Source organism: Vibrio sp. VP6 (assembly GCF_028823755.1).
GTDB lineage: Bacteria > Pseudomonadota > Gammaproteobacteria > Enterobacterales > Vibrionaceae > Vibrio > Vibrio parahaemolyticus.
The window spans coordinates 57,042-79,899 of sequence record NZ_JAPEID010000005.1 but is presented as its reverse complement, the minus strand read 5'-3'; the positions used below and the strand labels follow the sequence as shown (position 1 = coordinate 79,899).

The 22,858-nt window shown below is 45.0% G+C and carries 21 protein-coding genes; 13 read left to right on the top strand and 8 right to left on the bottom strand.

The genetic code is table 11. The features are described 5' to 3' along the window. Positions 1-21 precede the first annotated feature (21 nt). The 3 genes from OU793_RS05085 to OU793_RS05075 all read left to right on the top strand — a co-directional run bounded on the left by OU793_RS05085 (position 22) and on the right by OU793_RS05075 (position 1,875). Positions 22-240: a hypothetical protein gene (locus OU793_RS05085; protein WP_029795802.1), complete on the top strand. Its 219-nt coding sequence runs from the start codon at positions 22-24 to the stop codon at positions 238-240. A 160-nt stretch (positions 241-400) separates the two neighbouring features. Continuing rightward, the gene (gene pnuC / locus OU793_RS05080) at positions 401-1,132 is read left to right on the top strand and encodes a nicotinamide riboside transporter PnuC (protein WP_024700702.1); all 732 of its coding nucleotides are present in this window, start codon (positions 401-403) and stop codon (positions 1,130-1,132) included. 11 nt (positions 1,133-1,143) lie between these two features. Continuing rightward, positions 1,144-1,875 carry a nucleoside phosphorylase gene (locus OU793_RS05075; protein ID WP_140103449.1) on the top strand — a complete coding sequence of 244 codons (732 nt, stop codon included), beginning with the start codon at positions 1,144-1,146 and terminating at the stop codon, positions 1,873-1,875. A gap of 127 nt (positions 1,876-2,002) precedes the next feature. Here the strand turns inward: OU793_RS05075 and OU793_RS05070 are convergent, their stop codons facing one another. The 3 genes from OU793_RS05070 to OU793_RS05060 form a co-directional block, all read right to left on the bottom strand. Further along, on the bottom strand, positions 2,003-2,281 hold the full coding sequence (locus tag OU793_RS05070) for a hypothetical protein (RefSeq protein WP_020837975.1): 279 nt from the start codon (positions 2,279-2,281) through the stop codon (positions 2,003-2,005). 317 nt (positions 2,282-2,598) lie between these two features. After that, positions 2,599-2,895, bottom strand: a complete 297-nt coding sequence (locus OU793_RS05065) for a hypothetical protein (RefSeq protein ID WP_024702030.1) — start codon at positions 2,893-2,895, stop codon at positions 2,599-2,601. A gap of 158 nt (positions 2,896-3,053) precedes the next feature. After that, on the bottom strand, positions 3,054-4,247 hold the full coding sequence (locus OU793_RS05060; RefSeq protein WP_140103448.1) for a DUF5666 domain-containing protein: 1,194 nt from the start codon (positions 4,245-4,247) through the stop codon (positions 3,054-3,056). Positions 4,248-4,337: 90 nt separating this feature from the next. On the opposite strand from OU793_RS05060, the gene OU793_RS05055 reads away from it, so the two are divergent. The 4 genes from OU793_RS05055 to OU793_RS05040 all read left to right on the top strand — a co-directional run bounded on the left by OU793_RS05055 (position 4,338) and on the right by OU793_RS05040 (position 8,659). Continuing rightward, the gene (locus OU793_RS05055) at positions 4,338-5,006 is read left to right on the top strand and encodes a response regulator transcription factor (protein ID WP_005499099.1); all 669 of its coding nucleotides are present in this window, start codon (positions 4,338-4,340) and stop codon (positions 5,004-5,006) included. Further along, a complete protein-coding gene (locus OU793_RS05050) occupies positions 4,978-6,168 on the top strand; it encodes a HAMP domain-containing sensor histidine kinase (RefSeq protein ID WP_274647732.1) in 1,191 nt (396 codons plus the stop codon). Before OU793_RS05055 ends, OU793_RS05050 begins: the two co-directional genes overlap by 29 nt. Positions 6,169-6,308: 140 nt before the next feature. Beyond that, positions 6,309-7,238, top strand: a complete 930-nt coding sequence (locus OU793_RS05045; protein ID WP_193237415.1) for an SRPBCC family protein — start codon at positions 6,309-6,311, stop codon at positions 7,236-7,238. Positions 7,239-7,369: 131 nt separating this feature from the next. Further along, positions 7,370-8,659: an alkaline phosphatase gene (locus OU793_RS05040; protein WP_140103446.1), complete on the top strand. Its 1,290-nt coding sequence runs from the start codon at positions 7,370-7,372 to the stop codon at positions 8,657-8,659. Positions 8,660-8,775: 116 nt separating this feature from the next. Here the strand turns inward: OU793_RS05040 and OU793_RS05035 are convergent, their stop codons facing one another. The 5 genes from OU793_RS05035 to OU793_RS05015 all read right to left on the bottom strand — a co-directional run bounded on the left by OU793_RS05035 (position 8,776) and on the right by OU793_RS05015 (position 15,468). Beyond that, positions 8,776-9,231, bottom strand: coding sequence for a hypothetical protein (locus tag OU793_RS05035; protein WP_005463738.1), 456 nt, complete (start codon positions 9,229-9,231; stop codon positions 8,776-8,778). 12 nt (positions 9,232-9,243) lie between these two features. Next, on the bottom strand, positions 9,244-11,022 hold the full coding sequence (locus OU793_RS05030) for a S8 family peptidase (RefSeq protein ID WP_017447453.1): 1,779 nt from the start codon (positions 11,020-11,022) through the stop codon (positions 9,244-9,246). Between the two features lie 281 nt (positions 11,023-11,303). Further along, positions 11,304-11,645 carry a hypothetical protein gene (locus OU793_RS05025; RefSeq protein ID WP_005463744.1) on the bottom strand — a complete coding sequence of 114 codons (342 nt, stop codon included), beginning with the start codon at positions 11,643-11,645 and terminating at the stop codon, positions 11,304-11,306. Between the two features lie 28 nt (positions 11,646-11,673). Beyond that, positions 11,674-13,587, bottom strand: coding sequence for a diguanylate cyclase (locus OU793_RS05020; protein WP_005499080.1), 1,914 nt, complete (start codon positions 13,585-13,587; stop codon positions 11,674-11,676). A 624-nt stretch (positions 13,588-14,211) separates the two neighbouring features. Beyond that, positions 14,212-15,468, bottom strand: a complete 1,257-nt coding sequence (locus OU793_RS05015) for an aromatic amino acid transport family protein (protein ID WP_005499076.1) — start codon at positions 15,466-15,468, stop codon at positions 14,212-14,214. Between the two features lie 365 nt (positions 15,469-15,833). On the opposite strand from OU793_RS05015, the gene OU793_RS05010 reads away from it, so the two are divergent. The 6 genes from OU793_RS05010 (at position 15,834) to OU793_RS04985 (ending at position 22,846) form a co-directional block, all read left to right on the top strand. Continuing rightward, complete coding sequence (locus OU793_RS05010; RefSeq protein ID WP_005499071.1) at positions 15,834-16,268, top strand: GNAT family N-acetyltransferase; 435 nt, start codon at positions 15,834-15,836, stop codon at positions 16,266-16,268. Positions 16,269-16,575: 307 nt separating this feature from the next. Further along, positions 16,576-19,239 carry a nitrate reductase gene (locus tag OU793_RS05005; protein ID WP_180793882.1) on the top strand — a complete coding sequence of 888 codons (2,664 nt, stop codon included), beginning with the start codon at positions 16,576-16,578 and terminating at the stop codon, positions 19,237-19,239. Between the two features lie 20 nt (positions 19,240-19,259). After that, on the top strand, positions 19,260-20,165 hold the full coding sequence (gene cobA / locus OU793_RS05000; RefSeq protein ID WP_140103444.1) for a uroporphyrinogen-III C-methyltransferase: 906 nt from the start codon (positions 19,260-19,262) through the stop codon (positions 20,163-20,165). Beyond that, positions 20,162-21,115: a glycosyl transferase family protein gene (locus tag OU793_RS04995; RefSeq protein ID WP_140103443.1), complete on the top strand. Its 954-nt coding sequence runs from the start codon at positions 20,162-20,164 to the stop codon at positions 21,113-21,115. The genes cobA and OU793_RS04995 overlap by 4 nt, the downstream gene beginning before the upstream one ends. A 171-nt stretch (positions 21,116-21,286) precedes the next feature. Continuing rightward, entirely contained in the window at positions 21,287-22,201 is a 915-nt protein-coding gene (locus OU793_RS04990; RefSeq protein WP_046264869.1) for a dienelactone hydrolase family protein, read from the top strand. A 63-nt stretch (positions 22,202-22,264) separates the two neighbouring features. After that, positions 22,265-22,846 carry an ANTAR domain-containing response regulator gene (locus OU793_RS04985; RefSeq protein WP_024702020.1) on the top strand — a complete coding sequence of 194 codons (582 nt, stop codon included), beginning with the start codon at positions 22,265-22,267 and terminating at the stop codon, positions 22,844-22,846. The last annotated feature ends 12 nt before the right edge of the window (positions 22,847-22,858 follow it).

Below are 22,858 nucleotides of genomic sequence, written 5' to 3'. Positions count from 1 at the left end.
TGAGATGAATGGAAAATCTTTATGTTAATTAAGAGATATGCACAGTATTCAGTAAAGAGGCCGTGGTTTCACCGTTTCAATATTTCACTAGTATTAACGGTGTTTGTCGTGAGTGTTTATGAGCTACTTGCGAATGAAGAGTATGTATACTTGGCTGGCGTGGTGTTTACATTTGCTTCGACTTTACTGTTCGCGTCAGCATCGACGTTCAAAAAGCGCTACCTAGGACACGAGTCCTAGTTCATTTGGAATGAATAATTGAGATAAATAGGCGCTTTCAAGTAAGTAATGATCTGATTTATGATCGAGTGCATCAAGAGGAGGACAAATGTCCTCCTTTTTGTTTGTTGCTGCACCCTAATATGGGCGTATTCCAAACAAAATAATAAAGGACATCACCATGGACCTATTTGCCTTACTCGATATCAACAATACCCTCGTTAACATTCCGATTGGAGACGGCTACGCAATGAGCTGGATCGAAGCATTTGGAACCGTCTTTGGTCTGCTTTGCATTTGGTTTGCGAGCCAAGAGAAGACCATCAACTACGTATTCGGCTTACTGAATGTCACGCTTTTTGCTGTTATCTTTTTCCAAATTCAGTTGTACGGGTTGCTACTTCTTCAACTGTTTTTCTTCTGCGCCAACATTTACGGTTGGTACGCATGGACTCGACCAAATGCACAAGGTGAAACGTTGGAAGTTCGTTGGCTTAGCAAGCAAAAGCTGATGGCGACTGCGGTTGTTTGTGTGGTCTCGATTGCATTGTTGACCATCTACATTGACCCATTCTTCTTCGCGCTGGCAAACATTGCTGTTGATAGCCTAAACATTTTCGGTGCAGGCCTGTCTGAGCCAGTACTTGAGCCTGATGCGTTCCCGTTCTGGGATGCAACCATGACGGTACTTTCTGTTGTTGCACAAATTCTGATGACACGTAAATACGTCGAAAACTGGATTCTATGGGTTGTGATTAACATCATCAGTGTGGGTATCTACGCGACGCAAGGTGTTTACGCAATGTCTGTTCAGTACGCGATTCTTATGTTCATTGCTGCCAATGGTACGCGTGAGTGGGCTCGTAGTGCCAAGCGCAATGGCGATAAAACCTTAGCTCAAGCAACGGCGTAAGGAACAAGTCAATGGCTAAACAACCTCATATCGGTGTTGATGAAACACAAGTTGCTCCTCTTGTTATTGTATGTGGCGAGCCAGATCGAGCGAATCGTATCGCGGCATTATTTGATGATGCAGAAATGGTGTCGGAAAACCGTGAGTACCGCGTGTTTACCGGCAACTACAAAGGTCAGGCTGTTTCTGTATGCAGCACAGGCATCGGCGCGCCATCGATGATCATTGCGGTAGAAGAGCTCAAACAATGCGGCGTAACTCATGTGGTACGTGTTGGATCTGCTGGTGCAATGCAATCGCAGATTCAGCTTGGAGAATTAATTGCTGCTGAAGGTGCAGTAAGAGACGAAGGTGGCTCCAAATCGTACGTCGATTCTGCTTACCCTGCGTACGCAAGCTTTACTCTACTGAAAGAAGTCGAGCGTTATTTGTCGACGCAAACGACGCCATATCATTTAGGCGTAGTACGTTCTCACGACAGTTTCTACACCGATGACGAAGAGGCCATTTGTCAGTACTGGAACAAGAAAGGTATTCTAGGTGCAGACATGGAAACCTCGGCGCTGTTTACGGTTGGTCGATTGAGAGGTCTACACGTGGCTTCGATCTTAAACAACGTCGTGCTTTATCAACAAGATGTGAAGGAAGGGGTAGGTCAGTACGTAGATGAAGCTAAAGTGATGATGGAAGGTGAAAAGCTTGCATCTATCACGGCTTTAGAAGCGTTGATTGCTCAAGCATAGCGTCATCCCTTTCTAAGATTAATATCCAAAGCGGCGCATGGTTGTCGCTTTTTTATAAATCAGATGCGATAGCCAATAGAGATGTTTTTTTGCAGCCTTTTGTTGATAGCTATACAACCCGATACAACTAATCTCTTTCTGCCTTAAAACGATATTGTTCCGACAGGCAGACCAAAAGACCAACTAAAGCCGAAACAATAATTACACATACTTGGTAGGCGACTTCCCCAGCCCCAAGCTCGTTCAAAATCTCGGTAGCCGCAAGCATAGGAAGCGTTACCGTGATAAATAAGCTTAATAATCGAGGAACCTTAGATTTCTTTCCATGTCGCTTAGTATAGAAGTAATGCGCATAATCTGAGTACATGATAAACAAGGAGATCAAAAGGCCCAGTATCCAAAACATCGCTTACAAATCCTCTCGCGTCTGCTCACTATAACCACTAACCATTGTTAGACCTCCTTTCTTTAATAAATGTTAATCGTACAATATAGGTAAGTGATTCATATGCAAGTTGTAGCTTTTGTTATTCGGCTCAAAATCTCAAAGTTAGGAGAGGCTATTACTAATTAATGAACTTGTTTTGCAAAAAAATTATATGTGGTTAAAGTCCGATCTTGAAATATGAAAGAACAAGATTGAACGTGGGTACCAAACAACAAGTAAATAAACAATTTATTTCAAGAACATATTTTCTACGCCCGAACTCAATGGTGTAGGTGTTAATCTTTATTGAGCTTTTTGGTTACGTCTTTCACCGTTTTCTTCTCTTTTTCTGGTGTCATTGCATCAACTGCTTTGCCCGCCATCCCTTCATCCGGCAGTTTGTCTTTTCCTGCATCAACTGCGGTATCTTTCAATGCTTCTTTAGGCGTACAGCGACCGCCAACACCAACCACGGCTTTTGTTGCTGCGGCTTTGGCTGCTTTTTCTGCATCGCAGTCGGGATCCATCACGCTAGCTATGCTGGTGGTTGAACCAAAAAGCAAGATAAGCAGAGCGAGGTTACGTTTTTTCATGGTAGTCACCGATGTTGTGAAACATAGGTAAAGTGTAATTGAGGGAAAAGAGTTTGGCTGAGAATTTGCTGGTTTAAGCTAGGGATGCAAAGTAAGAAAAAGTGCCACCGAAGTGACACTTTTATTGGGCTTTGTTTAAAAGTGGTGGCAGACCAAGTTTAGTCGTCGTAGCCTTCTCGCTCGATTTCGCGAGCGACGTTTTGATTATTGATGATCACACCATCGACTTCGACACGAGCACCATTCAAGTTCAGTTCTTCAATGCCTTGGAATTGAGTTTGCGCATCGATAACCACTAATTTGTTATTTAGCAGTTGATCAGCATCATTCTCACAACGTTCGATTTCAAATGTTCTTGCATTCGCATCGTAATTTGACACATAACCTTCGCATTCAAATTCTTTGCCTTGCCATTGATGGTTGTCATCAAAATTTGGCGCTTCAAACTCAACGACGGTGGCAATGCGTTTGCCATTTCTCAAGACAGAAGAAACGTCGACTTCTTGGCCTTGTTTTAAACTCATTTTGCTACCGTCTTTGAATCTAGTCGCGTTATCAACAAAGAACGCACCGCGGTAGTTTAGTGAAAACTCGCTGTAATCGTTCGCAACCCAAGTGACGATGCCTTCCACATCGCTGTCGTTTTCTAGGTTGTCATAGCCTTCTATTTCGACGTCAGAGGCGACAAAAATATCCCTCTCCATTTTGCCTTCCGCTTCTACCCATTGACCTACTTTTAGTTGGCCAACACTGTGGTAAGACACGGTGATGTTTGCACCCAGTTTGAAGGTGCTTTGGTTTGCATCAATGCTTGCGATTCGGCCTTCAATTTCGTACATGTCGCCTATACTTGGGTAGTGGTCAACGTCAATTTCCACCACAGATAAGACTTTGTAGCCAGCATCAGCAGTTGGAAGTGAAGACACCATCACCCAATCACCTAAACCGATCTCGTTACTTAAGCCATCAAACTGCAGTTCTACACCATTTACGGTGAAGGTTTTCTTTGCGTAATCAATGGCAGTCACTCGACCTGTGATGGTTGGTTCTAGTGACACAACGGCATGCGCATTTGCTGTTTTTTGGATGTTTTCATCCACTTTTACCATCATATTTGGTTGCACAACAGCTAACGCTAATGGAGTTGTACCGTAAACCACCTTTGAAACGCGGTAAGTATATCCATTGACGGTTAATGTGTTTTCTTGAGCATCTACAGATTCAACAGACCCAATAGCTGCACTTGGTTTTGCTGTTGGGAGTGTTGATGAGCTGTCGTTATTGTCGCTGCCAGAACCACCACAACCAGACAATGCCAAACCTACGACAGAAATAAGAGCCAGTTTTTTCATTGTATTAACCTCAATTTACGAGCTAGTTTAGGAATTTGGCGGTATCTTATGAGGCATACCGTGAAGAGATCGTGAAGAAATGTGAGCCGTATGAAAATTTTAATTGTTGATGATAACCACAATGTTTCCGAGACCATTGCTGACTACCTAGAACTCGAAGGTATGACGATAGATTGCGCGTATCACGGAGAGGCTGCGCTGGCGTTGTTGGAAGATAACCATTACGACGTGATCATTATGGATATCATGATGCCAAAACTCGATGGCATCAGTGCCGTACAAAAGCTGCGTCAGGAACAGTTTTGCGGAACGCCCATTCTTTTTCTAACCGCAAAAGACACATTAGATGACAAAATAGCGGCATTTAAAGCGGGTGGGGATGACTACTTAATGAAGCCGTTTGCGATGCAAGAGCTCAGCTTACGCATTCATGCTTTAGCTAGTCGTGGTCCACGCCAAGACATTGGTACGCTGACGTTCGCTGATATCTGTTTAGATGCGCGCACTGGTAAAGTCACGCGCGATGGTAAAGAGATCAAGCTAAGTCGCATCCAAACCAAAATCTTAAAGCTGCTCTTGAAGTACGCGCCTGCGTCAGTATCACGAACGGAAGTGATCGAAAGTGTTTGGGGTGACGAACCACCTAGTAGTGACGCATTACGCAGTCATATTTATGGTTTGCGAACCGCACTCGATAAAGGTTTTGAAGAATCACGATTAGAGACTATTCATGGACAAGGCTACCGACTTAAAGCATAACGAATACCCAAGTATTTATCGCAAGATTCGCTGGGGTTTTGGCGTGATGACGTTCGTCATGTTTACGCTGTTTTGGTCACTGATTTATGTCGCAGAAAACAAACTTGAGGTATTGAGCCTTCATCACTGGCTCGATACAGAAGCGGCGCTCTACAGCGAAAATTTTCAAAAGCAGGGTTGGAAGGCCCCGTTACCAAACAAGTTGGAATTTAACTCCTATTGGAGTAAAGCACCGACGCCAAGTTGGTTGCTCGCGTTCAAATCTCCAGGCTTTTATGAATACTTGTTGGGCGAAGAGGATAAGCACTTTGTAGTGTTTGATCATCCTTCTGGCGAAGGCTTGATGTACATCGTCTTCCAAGATGACTCGGACGATTATCTGGATGAATACGAAAGCTCATTGCACCAGTTCACTCTGTTATTGGGCGGGTTGTTTTCCTTGATTATGCTTGGTTACGGTATTTATATGGTGAAAATTTTGTCTCGACCGCTCGCTAAAATCGAGTCAAAAATCAGCCAGATGCCACCCGACCAGCCTGCATTTGAAGTGGAAACGAAGTTCAGTGAAACGCGGCATATTGAGCAGACGTTGTTAGACAGTAAGAACGACATCGCGGGCTACTTCCGCCGCGAACAAGAGTTTAGTCGCTTTGCCTCCCACGAGCTTCGCACGCCTATTATGGTGATCGCAGGCTCAACAGATATTTTATCCCGGGTGCCTGACCAGCCAAGGGTGGCACAAAAAGCGATTGCGCGAATGCAAGCCGCGTGTGAAGACATGCGCGTTTTGACCGAGGCGTTTTTTTTAGTTTGTTTACACCAGCAATTGGAAGAGCTTGCTCCGTTGTTTGCAAAGCAAGATGCGCATTATCAGCTTAACGAACAAAATAGCGGCGAAGTGTATGCGCCAGCAAGCTTCGTGACGATAGTCATCAACAACTTAATCAAAAATGCGTTCAGTTACAGCGTTGGAGACATCGAGATCGATCTACAGCAAAACACGCTGATTATCACCAATCGTCATGACGGTAACGAAACGTATAATGCGGGTTATGGTTGCGGCTTAGTGATAGTGCAACGCATTTGTGAACGGATGGGGTGGCCGTTTGAATTAAACGATGATGGCGTCCGATTTAGCGCGAAAGTGACGTTTGTTTCTTAACGTCCCAATTTGCCAATGAAGCCAGAGTTAACGTTCTGGCTTTTTTGTCTCACTTTTTACCTCTAACTCACAGTGAAACAAGAAAAAACTAGGATTTGATTTAGAATAAGTAGAGCGAAACAGAAACTTAAGGAATGGCTATGCTTGCTTATCAGGTTAGCAAAAGTATTGAAATCAACAAATCTCAAAGTGAGATCATCGATTATCTAAAGGATTTTAAAAACTGGCCTGAGTGGTCTCCTTGGATTATTTTGGAGCCAAGCTGCGAGCTGACTTACAGTGACAATCAAGGCCACGTTGGAGCTGGTTACCAATGGAATGGGCAACGAATTGGGACGGGGGCGGTTGTTCTGGAAAGCACACAAGAACATTGTTTAGACATGGAGCTGCATTTTTTTCGCCCCATTAAAAGCCACGGCAAGGTGACGCTTATCGTGACGCCGTCACAAGATGGTTGTACCGTAGAATGGCAAATGCAGTCTTGTGTTCCTTGGTATCTGTTTTTTCTGAAAACGATGTTCAAATCCATGATTGAAATGGATTACGACCGTGGACTCAAGATGCTAAAAAGCCAGTTAGAAACTGGGCAAATATTGTCGCAGTTGAGCGAAATCGGCACTCGTCGTCAAGATTTGATTCATTACGTTGGTTTGCAAGGTTCAGGGACAATTCCTGAGCTTGGTCCAATCATGAAAAAGCAAACTCAAAGTCTGTACGAACTGATGCAGAAAGAAAGTCTGCCCGTCAGCGGCGAACTGTTCTGCTATTACCTTTCAATGGATATGAAGCTCGGTCATTTTGAATTTGTAACCTGCTTGCCCGTGAGTGAAATGGTAGAGGTACCAAATGGTTTTGTGTTTGGCACGATTCCAGCGTGTGAAACTTTTGTGATTGAGCACAAAGGTGACTACCAGTTTTTGGGCAATGCGTGGTCGTTAGGGATGAATTTGACACGCCAAAACGGCATAAAAGTGAAGAGCAAGCCTTTGGGGATTGAGCGCTACTTGAATAACCCGAATGAGACACCTAAAGCCGGCCTACGTACAGAAGTGATCCTATTTAAGAAATGATTTGGGTTGCAAAACCATGATGTAACACGCGGTTTCATCCTAACTGAATGATAGTATTGATGAATACTTGTAAGCAAAACAGTAATTAAAGTGACGGCTTATATTCGCAGTCACTTTTTCATGGATGAAATATGACAATCAGATACTCTTTACTTGCGGCCAGTTTACTGGCCGGGTTTGTTCACGCCAATGAAGCACCGAAAAATATTATTTATATGATCGGTGATGGAATGGGCCCTGCCTACACAACCGCCTACCGTTATTATCAAGATAACCCAGAAACTAAACAGATTGAGCCTACAGTCTTTGACTCGATACTGGTTGGCATGGCTCACACCTATCCCGATGATGATACTTATGTCACTGACAGTGCAGCAGGCGCGACGGCCTTAAGCAGTGGTATAAAGAGTTACAATGGCGCCGTCGCTGTCGATACCCATAAAAAGCCAGTTAAAACAATGTTGGAAGTAGCGAAAGAGCAGGGCATGACAACCGCTCTAGTGGCGACTTCGCAAATTAACCACGCGACGCCCGCAAGCTTTGCCGCGCACAACGAATCTCGTCGTAATTATGATCAGATAGCAGACGACTACTTGGATAACAAAGTAAATGGAAAGCTGCCCGTCGATCTGTTACTTGGTGGAGGTGTTCGATACTTTGAGCGTGAAGACAGAAACCTGATTGAAGAATTTAAAACGCAGGGTTATCACTACCTAACGGATTTTGATACCTTGCCTTCGTTGCAAACATTGCCTGCGATTGGGTTGTTTGCCGACAAAGCATTTCCGTTTGCTTTGGATGAGAATCCCAACCGACTCGAGAAGATGACGAATAAGGCGCTGTCGTTATTGTCGCGCTCAGAGCATGGCTTTTTCGTTATGATCGAAGGAAGCCAAATCGACTGGTGCGGTCATGCTAACGATATAGCATGCGCGATGGCAGAAATGGATGATTTTGCTAAGTCGATTGCTTTAGCCAAGGCGTATGTTGATGCTCATCCTGACACTTTGCTCGTTGTCACCGCCGATCACTCCACGGGAGGTTTAACTATCGGCGCAAATGGAGAATACGACTGGAAAACGGATGTGATCAAAGGCGTGCATCAAACGGCGTGGCCATTAGCAACGTCACTTGCAAAGGGTTCAGACATCAAACAAGTGTGGTCAGAATCAGTAGATTGGGCGCTGTCAGATGTGCAATTTGCGCTCCTCATTGACGCGAAGAAGAGTGAAGAGCCCGCGAAAGCGCTTTATCAAGCCGTAAAGTCAATCATCAACGATCAAAGCCTTACAGGTTGGACGACAAAAGGGCATACCGCGGTGGATGTTCAGGTGTTTGCTTATGGTAAGGGGTCACAAGCATTCGTTGGCTCTCAGAACAATACCGATATCGCAAACAAGTTGATTGGTTATCTTCAATAAGAGACATTTTTTAGCCGAAGATAAGTTAGAAGTTAATCTGTAAACGAAAGAACAAAGAAAATGCCTCAGCAATTGCTGAGGCATTGTTTTAGAAGCCAACTTCTCTTGCTAGAGAATTATTGTGCACGGTATTTACCGCTGTTTAGTTCAATTTTAGACGCTTTGACGCGACTGTCAGCATTCAAGTAATCGCTGATGCTAAGCAAGTCTTGTCCTTCAGAAGCTTTTAGCACCGCAGATTCACCATCTGCAAACACAACGTCTAGCTTTAACTCTTTTGCTACTGCTTTGGCATCAGCGGCGTTGTTTACGGTGATGTAGATAAGTCCCGTCGCTTTAGACACATTGCCAAACGCGTTCTTAAACACCTCGTCACCGGCTTGCAGTTTAACTGCTTCAGAGAGATTGCTCACTGTGTTCGTTTGCACTTTACGATACGCTTCACCATTCACCTCAACTGCATCAGAAGGAACAAATAACTCGGGATTTGGTTGTTGCGACAACTGCGTTTCGGCATAGGCTGCGTTGGCTATTAGTGAAAGAGCCAAAATAGAAAATGTCTGATATTTCATGTGATTGACTCCTTAGTGGCCAAAGATACGCATAGACCAGTTTTTGATAACTCCTGGCTTTGCGTTGTTCGCCATCGGTACATCATAGATAGCGGATGAGTTGAAGTAAGCGATAAATGAGAAGACTTCATCACCGTTTGTATCGATAGCTCTCAGTGTCCATTCACCCTTGGCATTCTCGCCGTAGAATTGGTTAGACAACATCAGTTGGTTTTCGTAACCCGTAATGTTTGGATCAAGAGACTGACCAACAAGGCCGTTACGTGGTGTTTGCAATACGGAGCGAGTGCCTGATGGGGAAACAAGCTCGATTGCCAAATCAGGTAGACGCGAGTGCTCTAGCGTCAGCTGCACCTGTACAGACTCAACGGTAATGTCGTCAGTAATTGCGATGTTTGACGAACCACCAGCAAGGCTTGCATCTGGCACACTGACTTCTGTTGCATTGTTTGCCCACGGTGTGATGATTTGCGCTGGCAGAACATTATTTGTCATGCGAGCGCGTTTCATCGCTTCATCCAAATCAACGGCACCAAAACCATAGAAGGTATGGAAGTTCACGCCAGCCGCGTTTTTCTGCCAAGGTGAGATCGCTTCGTAGCTCACCAACTCACCTTTATTATTGGTAAATTCAAGTTGAACACCCGGATGCTCGGCATCGGTAACGCGTGCGGTTTCTGCCAGCAACGCACGAATATCACGGGCAGATAAAGCGTGGTTGGTTGACATGATCGCGGCGATTGCACCAGAAGTGTTCGGCGCAGCCGATGATGTGCCGTTCATGGTGCTGGTATAATTACAGTTCGGGTCAAGCTCTGTACCACCGTGTAGACCATTAATACCAAGGCCGTCACTGGTGTTTTGTCCTTCTTCACATCCCATCAGGTCAGTTGTGACCATCGCAGGGAAGTCTTGCCCGTATTCTCCTGCTGGCGCGGCAACCCACACGTTAGCGCCAACAGAAGAGTAACTTGCTCGTGTGCCATCTGCGCGTAGCGCGCTGGTGACAAGGTTGAAGTAGCTAGAGTTGTCGTAAGATTGCGCCGAGTTGTGCATCGGTAAACCTTGGTTTCCGCCTCCCGCGAAGAAATCGCTAGGAAGAACGAAGAATCGTCCAGTGTTGAAATAGCGGTAACCATTACCCGCAGACTTGACAAACAGTGCACCGCGGCCCCAAGCGTTCGTTTCGCTGACGTTCTGCATGACATCCATTTCAAGCTTGAACTGTGGGTCATTCTCATCAAACGCGATTGGGTTGATCGGACTAAAGCCATAGCTTTGGTTAAATACGCGTACATCTCGCGTCGCTGGGTCCATACCGTGAGAAATTAACCAACCTTCTAATGTTTGGTTTGCAAGCCAGTTAAAACCAACAAGCGAAGAGCGAGAAGCAACGCCGCGACCACCTTCACCATTGTTACCTACCGCACTAATCAAACCAGCAACGGCAGTACCGTGGCCGTTGGTGTCTACGGGATAACTGGATGGGAATAAAGAGTCTTCAACGAAGTTTCTGCTACCTGTGACTACGTTACCTGCAAGGTCTGGGTGATCGATCTGCACACCAGAATCAATGACCGCAACTTTAACGCCAATACCGGCAATGCCCATGGCTTGCGTAAGTTTGGTGTTTAAGTCATTACCCGCAACAGCAGGGTTTGCTGCGAATGCAGTTTGGCCAGTGTTGTCGAGATGCCATTGTTCTGAATAGAGCGGATCAAACGCCGAGACGGCAGGTGCAAGGCCCACAGCCAACATAGCGGCAAATAGGCGATTAAAGCGTGTTTCCATTTGTGACCTCATGTCTTTGTTTGGAATTTTTGTCCCTGTTCGATACTCCTTTAAACAGGAATGAATAAAACTAGCGGCAAAGAATGAGGACGCAAACTGTTTACAAATTGTTTACGTTGTTTTTTCGACGGACTGCGTAAATTGATGTTAACTCACTGAAGTAAAGGAAGGTTTTGGCTGATCTTGATCATTGTTAGATGTAAAAAAGCAGAAAGTTGGTAAGGACTTTCTGCTTTCTATCTCATCTGTTAGCTAGAGAGAGGTGATAGCTACTACAGTTACTATTTGGTGGAGGCTGGCTGAATGGTTGCCATCGGTTTGCGCGGTGCTGGCTTTTTCTTTGGTAGCACGCTATCGACAAACTTCTCCAAATACCACTTATTCAATTCGTTATCGCACCATTTTTTATTGAGTCCACGGCGGTTGAATTCTGCACCAATCGCGACTTTGGTTTGGTTCGTTGAGCGATTGTAATACAGCGTCTCACAAAGTTGAGTATTGCTCATTTGTTGAGCGTACATGTTCACACTGCTGCTACGCATGCCCATTTGCGACGCTTGTTGATTACTACAAGCGGATAAAACAACAGGAGAAAGCAAGGCGAATATTAATTTTTTCTTCATGGAAGTATCTATTTACTCGTGGACGCCACTAAGACGTCGAGTGAATCTTAAATTGGTTTCTGCCCGCTTGTTTTGCGTCATATAACGCTTGGTCGGCCAAGAAGAACCATTGGTCCCACTCTTGTTTGATGGTTTGGGCTGATAACCTGTCGACCGCACCAAGCGAAATTGTGGCGTTTATTGGCTTAGAGTCAATGATTAATGGCGTATTTTCAATGACATGTCTCAAACGCTCTAGCGATTTCGCACAATCATTTGGATCGTTCACCTCCACCAGCAACACAAATTCTTCACCGCCCCAGCGAATCAGCAGGTCACCTGAGCGAGTGGATTCGTTGAAGATAGAGGCAATGTGCATCAACATTTGATCGCCGATGTCGTGACCATAAGTGTCGTTAAAAGCTTTGAAATGGTCGACATCAAGAACCGCAAGCGCGAAGGTTCTATCTGGAGTGCGGCGGGCCATCTTCTCTAACCACACTTCTAAATAGCGGCGATTGTGAAGGCCAGTCAAAAGATCTGTAGTACTTTCTTGCGTCAGTGCTTTATTGATCTTTTTGACTCGCAAAACATAACGGAAACCTACTACACCAATGGCTGCAATAGCGATAAAGTAGAACATTTCTCGGTAACGTTGCGAGCGCAACTCAGAGGCTTGAAGTGCGTTTTTCGTCTCAAGCAAATTCAACTCTTTCTGAGCCAATTTCGCTTCAAGGTCAAACTTAATGTTGATCATTTCTTCGCCGTGAATGTGCTCAGAAAATTCCTCTTCAAGTGCTCTCAACTGAGACAAATAGCGGAAGGCGGCTTCATAATTTTGCAGTACTTGGTTGGCGTTAACCAAAACCGACAACATATCGATACGCTGTTTTAGCTCAAGCTCATTGGTTGATTTGGTTTGTTCTAGGACGAGGAGAGCGGTTCTAATCGCTTTGTCGTATTGTTTGTCGGCGAGATACGCTTCGGCAAATGCTTCATAGCATGGCATCTTAATGATTTCGATGCCGTCTGGGTTAGGTAACTCGACACAGCGTTGTGCGAGCAGTAGGGCATCGTCTGTTTTACCGATGCTACTTAGCATTTGAGAAAAGTTGGACAATGAATGATGTTTAATGACATCCGACCCAGTTTGCATTGAGCGTCGAATTGCCTCATGGAAGTAGTATTCGGCTTTCTCACTGTCTCCTAAGCCAAGATGAACAATGCTCAAGTTGGCATAGATTACGCCAATAAAGAAACTGTTGTCGTACTCATATTCACTGCTCTCATATACATCGAGTGCTTGTTTTAGATAGTTGCTTGCGCGATTCCAATCGGAGGAGTCTAAATAGACAGTACCGATGTTGTTAAGTGTCATCGCTACTTGAATCTCAAACACTGTATTTTCGAGTAACTCGTAGGCCGTACGATAATGTTTTAATCCGTTGTGGATTTGGTTACGCGCAATTTCTAAATTTCCCATCCAGCGATAAGCGCGGCCTTGCAGCGCCAGATAGCCAATATCACGAGACTCCCCAATTACATCGTGGAGCAAAAGCTCTGCGTGCCAATCGTCATCCAACTCAATCATTCGAATCGCTTTGTTCAATTTTGCTTCTGCGACAACCCAAGGCATATTGTGTTTTCGACCAAATTCGATCAAATCTGGCATGTCGTCAGGTAGGGGAACACCTTCATAGCGTTCTAAATAAATACGAGCAAAATAGTAGAGGGCGAGCGTTTCGGGCGAAGCATCTTGCGGAACCGTGAGCACATTTTCTTTGATTGAGCGAGGCTTACCCATAGAACGGAAGTAGGTACTCAACATGGGTTGGCTTTCGGGCGAAATGTGTTCTTCGAGATAGATATGTTTATCTGTATTGGCGAAGACATAACCAGTCTGGAAGAAGAGTCCAATCACCGCTAATAGAGCGCAAGACAGCGTTTTAATCGGAAAGTGCATGAGCTTATTAATAAATTGTGATCTCGTTAAGTAGCAGTACTTGCTAAGTCTATCACTTCTTATCTATTAAGTGCTTATGGATTCCCCAAGAATAAGGGATTTTAAGGCGAGTATAATTGATTGATTTAATTTAATTTTTTGATTTATAAAGAAAAGTGCTTTTTATAAGTTGGGAAATAATTTTAATCGCAATATAAGGGAACCGGAGGTTTTGACTGAGAAATAGCGATAATCGATGAAGATATTTCCATGTGAATTATGTGTGATACTGCTCCCAAAAGTAATTCCGATCTCCAAAAGATGATTTTGGTGTCATAAATATTTAATGTTTGTATGGGTTGTTAAAAAAATGGATATTCGACATAGTGTTATTAAGCCAAAGTAAATTGGCTGTTCATAACAAACAGGAGATTATTTATGCATAACGAAATGATTCAACCGTCGCACTTCGGCATCATTGCTCGCACTTGTATCGCCTCAGTAGTAATGTTGGCGGGTGTTTTCGCTCTTATTTAGTGGAGTGACGTAAGCTAGATTACGTTTTAGAAAACAAAAGCAAAATTCAGGGAATTACCTTCAGTTGTAAACGGTATTCCCCTGAAAATCACTCAAAGTAACCCATTCTTAGCTGAGTAAGCTAAAAACCAAAGCACTTACCGCAACAATACCTGTGATCAGAACAAAATAGGTAGAGAGCTTTCCACGATACTGCTTCATCGACTCAATCTTATGTACCGCCAACATCGGCATAATGAACAAGATCATTGCGATAACTGGCCCAGATAACGCTTCCATCATGCCTAAAATACTTGGGTTCATGATTGCTGCAGCCCAAATTGACAAGAAAAGAACCACTACGCTAATACGATCAACACGTGTTTCAGACAAATTTGAGTGCTTTGTGATTAAGCCGTTCAAGCTTTCACGTGCGCCTAAGAAATGACCAAGGAAAGAAGAAGTGATCGCGACAAACGCCACCAAAGGACCAAGTGTTGCGATGAATGGGTTATCCGTTGCGTTTGCAAGGTAAGAGAGTACGGATACGTTTTGCGCTTTTGCCTGTGCAAGTTGCTCTGGCGAAAGTGCTAATACGCACGAGAAAACAAACAATAGTACGAATGCGATAAGCATGATGCTCGTGCGACGTAAAATCAGTTCGGCTTTTGCATCGGCATCATCGCCGTAGTGTCGGCGCTGAACATTGGCAAAGCTAGAGATCGCTGCTGCATGGCTAAACGAGAAAATCACAACAGGAACGGCTAACCACATTGTGCTCGCAAACGCACCCATGTCCGGTGTATCAAGCACGGGCATTGTCCAGTTCGGCATTAAGTAGAATGAGAGGAAAGCTAGAATCGCAACAAGCGGATACACCATAACGGCAAACGCGCGCAGCATCACTTTTTCGCCCGCCATCATAATGGCAATCAAAGCGAACACTAATACGCCCGAAAGTAGCTCGCGTGGTAAGGCTTCCATTCCCGCTTGGTTCACCATAAAGCTGTCTACAGTATTGGTGATGCCCACGCCGTAAATTAACAGGATAGGAAAAATCGATAGGAAATAAAGCAGAGAGATTGAACGTCCCGCTTTTGCGCCAAAGTGTTCTTCAACCACATCGGTAAAGTCGGCATTTTTGATCTTAGAAGACAATACAAAGCGCGCTAAACCGCGATGGGCGAGGTAAGTCATTGGAAATGCCAAAAACGCCATTGCGACTAGTGGCCAAAATCCACCAATGCCCAAGTTGATTGGCAGAAACAAAATACCGGCACCAACGGCGGTCCCGAATAGGCTAAGTACCCAATGTGTGTCATGTTTTGACCAAGAGGTTGTTGTGTTTAATTCACTAGAATTTAACGTATTTCGAGATTCTTTCACTTAAGACTCGCCTTTATAAAAATAATAATGTGGCGGATGGTATCTGTTTTAGTGATTGTTATCACATCAACTATGTGGTGAATCGTGCTGATAAAAAGACAATTTTGTAAATTATCAAACTATGAATATTTTTAAAAACTAGATTTATATTCTAACATTTGGTGTGTGAATTGAATTTATTTACTAAATTTACAATATTTTTTAGTTTTAGATTTTGTGGTTAAAATGTATTCATGGTGGTGTTTGCTATGGATCGGGCAAGGAAAGTGTTCCGCTCCAACTGTTTGAGTTGACAGCAAAAGTTGGGTTTAACGAAGGATTCCTCTATATTGCTGCAGACAAAGGAGTTTAGGAGTGGAGTTGAGATGGACATTTTGTCTGCGCGTAAAGAAGATTTAGCCGCTGTTTATGCTTTAGAAAACAAGTTGTTTGGAGAACATTCGTATCCTCAGTTTTTTATACGACAAGCGTACGATTGTTGGGGTGAAAGCTTGTTAGTTGCAAAGGAAGGAGAAGCAGTTGCTGGTTATGTGCTTTTAACCACCAGCAATGTCGCGAAGCACTATTGGATAATGTCGCTAGCCGTAAATTCCGAATTTCGCGGTCGAGGAATTGCGAGATCATTAGTTGAGCGGGTGATGGCACCTCTGGCCGAAGGTTCTAGTGTTAAACTGACGGTTGATCCTCTCAACCAACCTGCATTGTCTCTCTATCAATCTATGGGTTTTACCGTACTAGAAGAAGAAGCGAATTACTTCGGTGATGAAGAATCCCGTTTGGTGATGGAATTCGTAAAGTAGGCCTGCACAGAAATGAGTCCAATCTGCACTTAAAATGTGCGGATTTAAAAATGTGCCGTTCATCATTTTTCATAATGCCTTGTAATTAAAGCATTTTCATTATTGGCACTTTGTTTGCTATTTGTAGAATGTTCATCGTTAACTCGATGACCGCTCTCCAGAGCAGGCGGAGATGCGGGTTAGGGTATTACTTTTTAAAAATGTACTTACAGCGTTAAAGGCATTGCAGCCTCTCCAGTTTGGAGAGGCTTTTTTTTGCTCATATGGTTGGGTTTGTAAGTCGTGTTGGTCAATAGCAGGAGGCGTAATGTCGCAAGGATGCAGAAAAACGACCTGTCCTTATTGCGGGGTAGGGTGTGGGGTTGAAGTAAACTCAAAAGGAATTGTTGGGGACGATAACCATCCTGCGAACGCGGGAGCCTTATGTGTGAAAGGTGTTGCGTTGGCTGAAAGCTTAAACATGCCATCACGCCTTTTGTATCCGAAGCTTGTCACCAAAGAGCGGCCACAAGGTAAAGAAATTCACTGGTCGCAAGCCACAAACATTATTGCTGAAAAGATCCATCGAGCTAAAGCGGAGTTTGGACCTGATTCTGTTGCGATGTACGTGTCAGGTCAGTTATTAACGGAAGACTATTACGTTGCTAACAAGCTGATGAAAGGGTACGTCGGCAGCGCTAATATCGATACGAACTCCCGTTTGTGTATGTCTTCGGCGGTTGCGGCTCATGTACGAGCATTTGGCGAAGATGTCGTTCCCGTCAATTACGACGACATTGATAACACCGAGCTATTGATAATTTGCGGTGCTAATACCGCTTGGACGCACCCTGTTTTATTTCGACGTATTCAACAAGCGAGAGAGAACAATCCAAGTCTCAAGTTAGTGGTGATCGATCCACGAGAAACTGTTACGGCGCAGCAAGCCGATTTACATTTAGCGATAAAAAACGACGGCGACGTTTCATTGTTTAACGGTCTACTTAAATTTCTTATCGAGCAGCCATGTCTTGATTCTCAATACATTCAATCTTATACCGATGGCTTTGATGCGATAGCGAGAGAAGTAACTCAAAAACGTTACGATGTCACTAATTTAGCAACTGATGTAGGCGTTTCACAAGACAAACTCACAACGTTTTTCCAATGGTTTGCCCACAGCCCGACTGCGATTACGCTTTTTTGCCAAGGGGTTAACCAAGCCGAAAATGGTGTCGATAAAGGCAATGCGATCATCAATGCGCATTTAGCAACGGGTAAAATTGGCAGGGTGGGCTGTGGCCCGTTTTCCATTACCGGGCAACCTAATGCAATGGGCGGGCGAGAAGTTGGCGGTTTAGCTAATCAATTAGCGGTGCACCGAGGGTTTGATGGCGAATCCATTCAACAAGTACAAGCGTTTTGGGAGTCACCAGAAATCGCTACAAAACCGGGGTTAAAAGCGGTTGAACTGTTTGAAGCGGTTGAGCGTGGTGAGATTAAAGTCCTGTGGATCATGGCGACCAACCCCGTTGTCTCTTTGCCAGACAATCAGTTTGTTAAGAGGGCGCTAGAACGCTGTCCGTTTGTGATTGTCTCGGATATTACCGCTGAGTCGGATGTTGCGAGTTATGCCGACTTGTTGCTTCCGGCGGCTGGATGGGGTGAAAAACAGGGGATGGTGACGAATTCTGAACGTCGGATTTCAAGACAGCGTCAGTTCCAAAACCCTCCCGGCGAGGCAAAATTGGACTGGTGGGCAGTGAGCCAAGTCGGGCAAGCATTATGCACCTTAGAAGAGACAAAGAATGGTTTTGATTTTGACTCTGAACACGAGGTGTTTTGCGAGTACGCTGCCATGACAGGCATGAATACGAAGTCGCCTTTAAAGCTAGATCTGTCTCAATATGCCAATTTGAATGAGCAAGAGTACGAAGAGTGGCAGCCAACCCAATGGGGCGGTGAGCGACCGTTTTCCGATGGCGTGTATTCTCACCCAGATGGTAAAGCGCGGTTTGTAGTAACTCGCGAATCGCCACAGCGTTTAGCCAGAACGAAAGGCTGGTGGCTCAATACGGGCAGACAACGAGATCAATGGCACACCATGACACGTACAGGCCATATTGCACACCTTGCCGCCTCTGAGTTAGAACCAACCGTGTACATGAACACACTCTCTGCCACTCAAAATCGTTTAAAAGCAGGACAACTCACCAAGCTGTTCCAGCCTACTTCAAACACCAGTATTTATGCCAAAGTTGCCATTGATGAAGGTTTAGGTTTTCAGGAGCTGTTTATGTCAATGCACTGGGCGGGTCGATATGGCTGTGAAAGCAGTGTTAACGCGATAGTAAACAGCGCAAAAGACCCTATTTCTGGGCAACCTGCGTTTAAGTCGTCTTATGTTGAAGTGCAAGACGCAGCGGTAAAAACCTACGGTATGTTCATCGGGACACAGTTTGATTCCAGCAAGTTTCTCTACAGCGCATTTCAAGCAGAAAGTAATTTGGGCATCTGGCGCTTTGCGCACGATAAACGACCAAAAAAGCAGAGTTTTTGTCGAACGGAAAAGAGCCGCAGAATTGCGATAGATATTGCCCAAGGTTGGCTAGCGGTGGATTACGACCTTGTTGGAGACGTTCGTATCATTCGTTCGGTTTTGGTGGTGTCTAGCGAACCGATTCAAACCGACTACACCAACTTTACCGGCTTGATTGGCAAGCCGATGGAGCTATCGCAACTGCTTACCATCACTCAATCGCAAAGCAGCGCCAAACTGATCTGTAGTTGTTTCCGCGTCACTGATAAACAAATACATGACGCGATGGAGAAACAAGATTGCATGTCAGTGACCCAACTTCAAAACAAACTCAAATGCGGTACTAACTGTGGCTCGTGCGTTTCTCAAATCAAACAGATGGTCGACAGTCATCAGCATCAAAAGGGCAAACAGCAAGCGAGCCAGCAAAGTCTGGCTATTCAAATAAAGTAAGTCACAAAGAGGATAAGCACATGGAAGCGCCTTATCAAAAGTCTTGGTTTAAGAAAGGACAAGCGAGTCAGAAACAAGAACGCTCGTCTCGTTTTTCTAAGCATGACCAAGCATGCAAACTGAACCAACTTTTAGAAGACCATTCAGTAGACCTAGACGCGAACCACAAAGGTTTTGTGTGGATTGTCGGAGCAGGGCCGCACGATCCTGACTTGTTAACAGTAAAGGCAGTGAAAGCGATTATGTCGGCAGAGGTGTTGTTGTACGACCGTTTGGTTAACAAAGATATTTTGGAGTTGGCTTCGCCACAAGCCGATTGGATTTACGTGGGAAAACGATGCGGACAACCTAGCATCGGTCAGGAAGAAATCTGCGGTTTAATGGTGTCATTAGCTCAGCAAGGCAAACGTGTTGTTCGGCTGAAAGGAGGCGATCCGTTTGTGTTTGGGCGAGGTGGCGAAGAAGCGTTAGCTCTAGTCAAACATGCGATTCCGTATGAAGTCATCCCCGGTATTACTGCAGCGATAGGGTGTTCAGCAAACAGCTTAATTCCACTGACTCATCGTGGTGTTGCTCGCAGCGTTACCTTTGTGACAGGGCAAGTTGTCACGGGCGCATTTGAGGCTTGGAGCCAACTGATGCAAAGCGGACAAACGTTAGTCTTCTACATGGGGTTAGAAAAGTCATCGCAAATACAAACGGGTTTAATTAGCTCTGGTTTGAGAGAAAATTTCCCTGTCGCGGTCATCACTCATGGTTGTAGCCCCCAACAGCAAGTGTATGTTACCCAACTCAATCAGCTCAATGAGTTATCGATTACACTCAAAGGCATCAGCCCAGCATTGATTGTGATGGGAGAAGTTGTCAAACTGCGCGAACAACTAATAGAAACCGTACAGTCAGTGACGGAATTCGAGGGAATATGAGCAGCATTTTGGAATGTATCAGAACAGTCGGTCGTGGCGAGCGTGGTAGAAAACCACTGAACTTTGACCAAGCGTTTCGAGTTATGGATGAATACCTAAACGGCGAGTGCGACGACGATCAGATGGCAATGCTGTTGATGCTGATCCGCGTACAGAACGAGACTCAACAAGAAATCGCTGGCTTTGTGAAAGCATTCCAATCGCGCATGCCTGCCATTGGCGCAGACATTGACTGGCCATGTTACGCCGGTAAGCGAGAAGCAGCAGGTCATCCGTGGCATTTACTGGCAGCGAAAATCCTTGCTGACAACGGTCATAAAGTATTGATGCACGGCTATCACGACCGCCAGTCTGGTCGTTTACACGCAGAAGATTACCTCGACAAGTTTGCTATCAACAAAGCGGAATCAGCAGAAGACGCAAAGCGTGTGTTAGAAACACAAAACATCGTGTATCTACCGCTGAGTGCGTTTGCGCCGCAAGCAGAAACCATGATTGGTTGGAAGAATCGTTATGGTCTTAGAACACCGATTAATACCGTGGTTCGAGCACTGAACCCGGGGCAGGCGACAGTCGGTATTCGTGGTAGCTTCCATCCTGGTTTTCAGCAGCTCCATGCTGAAGTCGAGTACGAAATTGGCCAAACGGCGCATGCTGTGGTGTCGTTTAAAGGCCAGTCGGGTGAGTCAGAATACAACCCGAAAGTGAGCCAGACAGTATGGCTTAGTCAACCCAGTGGCGTGACATCTCACTACTGGACAGAGCAAATGCTGTCAGAGGTGCCAATGCCTACGGCTTGTCCATTTGGTACAGAAGAAACCGACATGAATCAAATGGCGAACACGGTGTTAGCTACCATGACGGTTGTCTTGTTTGCTGAAATGCATGACAGAGAACAAGCTTTTGAACGTGCATTTTTGTACTGGGCGTCGTATTGCGCAGCGAACTGATTGCATGACTGCCTAACGATACAAAGTTGTTGGATCGGATTCCTTTATCTATTGTTTGTGTATGCTCGTCAGTGATGAATTTATCACCACAAGTCTCTCTTTGCTGGTTAGCATAAACATCACCATTGCGGTGATGGGTTTACTTTTCGATAAGAAATGAGGACATGGATAATGCTAAAGCACACGACGTCAAGTGAAAAGGCGGCTCACCCCATCCCGCAAGAAGCCTTCGATTGGTACGACGAATACGCGCACGGAAAGATTTCGCGCCGAGAATTTCTTAATCGGCTTGGTGGCCTTGCGGTGCTAGGGTTTAGCATGACCGCACTGGTTGACGCGCTGACACCAAATTACGCGCTTGCCGAGCAAGTCTCCTTCAATGATCCTGAAATCAAAGCCACGTACGAAACCTTTTCGTCGCCGAATGGGCATGGTGAAGGGCGTGGTTACTTGGTGATGCCTCAGAAAAAGACCATCAAATCACCAACGGTTTTGGTGATTCATGAAAACCGTGGCCTCAACCCTTACATTAAAGACGTCGCGAGACGACTAGCGAAAGATGGTTTTATCGCCTTTGCTCCCGATGCTCTCTACCCGTTAGGTGGGTATCCGGGAAATGATGATGAAGGGCGAGCAATGCAAAAAGAGATGGACAGAGCCAAGATTGAGCAAGACTTTATAGCGGCCGCTAAATTTATCAAACAGCACGAACATGGAAACGGCAAGCTTGGCGCGGTTGGTTTCTGTTTTGGTGGTTATGTCGTCAATATGCTGGCGGCAGCTATGCCAAATGAGCTCGATGCAGGCGTACCTTTTTATGGAACACCCGCTGCAGAAGAGATTCAAAAACAAGTGAAAGGCCCATTAATGTTGCATTTCGCAGGGTTGGATAAACGTGTGAATGACACTTGGCCTTCGTACGAACAGCAGTTGATTGCTTCAGGTGCGAAGTACCAAGCTTTGATGTATGAAAACGTCAATCATGGTTTCCACAACGACTCAACCGCACGTTACGCACCCGAGGAAGCGGCTCTTGCTTGGGAACGTACCTTAGCTTTCTTCAAAGAACATCTCATCGCCAGTTAATCGGAGTTGGCACATTCCTTGTTTTATCTCCTTTAGTGAGTGAGATATTAACAAGGAATGTGCATGACTCAATCAACGTCAAAAACACCCATTATCGTCTGCTGTGACAGCCTTCAAGAGCAAGCTCGATTGTCCGGCTTATTGAGCAAAGATTACGACAACATCATCGGTAGCCAATTGGCACAGCTAGAAACGCTGATACGGAGAGAACCATCGGCAAGCGTTGTGGTTGGATGGCAACAGCCAACCGCAGAGCTGCGTTTGATCGTCGATTTCTGCCGACAAAAATCGGTACCACTTCTTATCGTGCTAAAGCAACTATCTTCTAATGATATCAATCGGTTATCAAGCCAAATGGATTATGTGTTGATGCCTCATGATACTGAGTTTGCTCTTCAACCTTGGATTGACCACGCAACCTTGGTACGTGAGCGGTTCGAGAGAATGAATTCAGAAATTGAATCGCTGACGAACAAGATTGAAGAGCGAAAGCTGGTGGAAAAAGCCAAAGGCTTATTGATGAAAGTGCACAATGTAGATGAGGAACACGCGTACAAAGCAATGCGAAACTCTGCAATGCAATCGAGTCAAACGCTTACTCAAGTTGCGAAGAACCTGATTACCGCATTGCAGTTAATGGATTAACTTCTCTACTAC

Coding starts and splice junctions, on each gene's coding strand:
- OU793_RS05060 (WP_140103448.1), bottom strand. CDS start 4,247: ATGAAAAAACTGGCTCTTATTTCTGTCGTAGGTTTGGCATTGTCTGGT.
- pnuC (WP_024700702.1), top strand. CDS start 401: ATGGACCTATTTGCCTTACTCGATATCAACAATACCCTCGTTAACATT.
- OU793_RS05010 (WP_005499071.1), top strand. CDS start 15,834: ATGGACATTTTGTCTGCGCGTAAAGAAGATTTAGCCGCTGTTTATGCT.
- OU793_RS05055 (WP_005499099.1), top strand. CDS start 4,338: ATGAAAATTTTAATTGTTGATGATAACCACAATGTTTCCGAGACCATT.
- OU793_RS05020 (WP_005499080.1), bottom strand. CDS start 13,587: ATGCACTTTCCGATTAAAACGCTGTCTTGCGCTCTATTAGCGGTGATT.
- OU793_RS05065 (WP_024702030.1), bottom strand. CDS start 2,895: ATGAAAAAACGTAACCTCGCTCTGCTTATCTTGCTTTTTGGTTCAACC.
- OU793_RS05085 (WP_029795802.1), top strand. CDS start 22: ATGTTAATTAAGAGATATGCACAGTATTCAGTAAAGAGGCCGTGGTTT.
- OU793_RS05030 (WP_017447453.1), bottom strand. CDS start 11,022: ATGGAAACACGCTTTAATCGCCTATTTGCCGCTATGTTGGCTGTGGGC.
- OU793_RS05035 (WP_005463738.1), bottom strand. CDS start 9,231: ATGAAATATCAGACATTTTCTATTTTGGCTCTTTCACTAATAGCCAAC.
- OU793_RS05025 (WP_005463744.1), bottom strand. CDS start 11,645: ATGAAGAAAAAATTAATATTCGCCTTGCTTTCTCCTGTTGTTTTATCC.
- OU793_RS05050 (WP_274647732.1), top strand. CDS start 4,978: ATGGACAAGGCTACCGACTTAAAGCATAACGAATACCCAAGTATTTAT.
- OU793_RS04990 (WP_046264869.1), top strand. CDS start 21,287: ATGCTAAAGCACACGACGTCAAGTGAAAAGGCGGCTCACCCCATCCCG.
- OU793_RS05040 (WP_140103446.1), top strand. CDS start 7,370: ATGACAATCAGATACTCTTTACTTGCGGCCAGTTTACTGGCCGGGTTT.
- OU793_RS04995 (WP_140103443.1), top strand. CDS start 20,162: ATGAGCAGCATTTTGGAATGTATCAGAACAGTCGGTCGTGGCGAGCGT.
- OU793_RS05005 (WP_180793882.1), top strand. CDS start 16,576: ATGTCGCAAGGATGCAGAAAAACGACCTGTCCTTATTGCGGGGTAGGG.
- OU793_RS05070 (WP_020837975.1), bottom strand. CDS start 2,281: ATGTTTTGGATACTGGGCCTTTTGATCTCCTTGTTTATCATGTACTCA.
- cobA (WP_140103444.1), top strand. CDS start 19,260: ATGGAAGCGCCTTATCAAAAGTCTTGGTTTAAGAAAGGACAAGCGAGT.
- OU793_RS04985 (WP_024702020.1), top strand. CDS start 22,265: ATGACTCAATCAACGTCAAAAACACCCATTATCGTCTGCTGTGACAGC.
- OU793_RS05075 (WP_140103449.1), top strand. CDS start 1,144: ATGGCTAAACAACCTCATATCGGTGTTGATGAAACACAAGTTGCTCCT.
- OU793_RS05045 (WP_193237415.1), top strand. CDS start 6,309: ATGCTTGCTTATCAGGTTAGCAAAAGTATTGAAATCAACAAATCTCAA.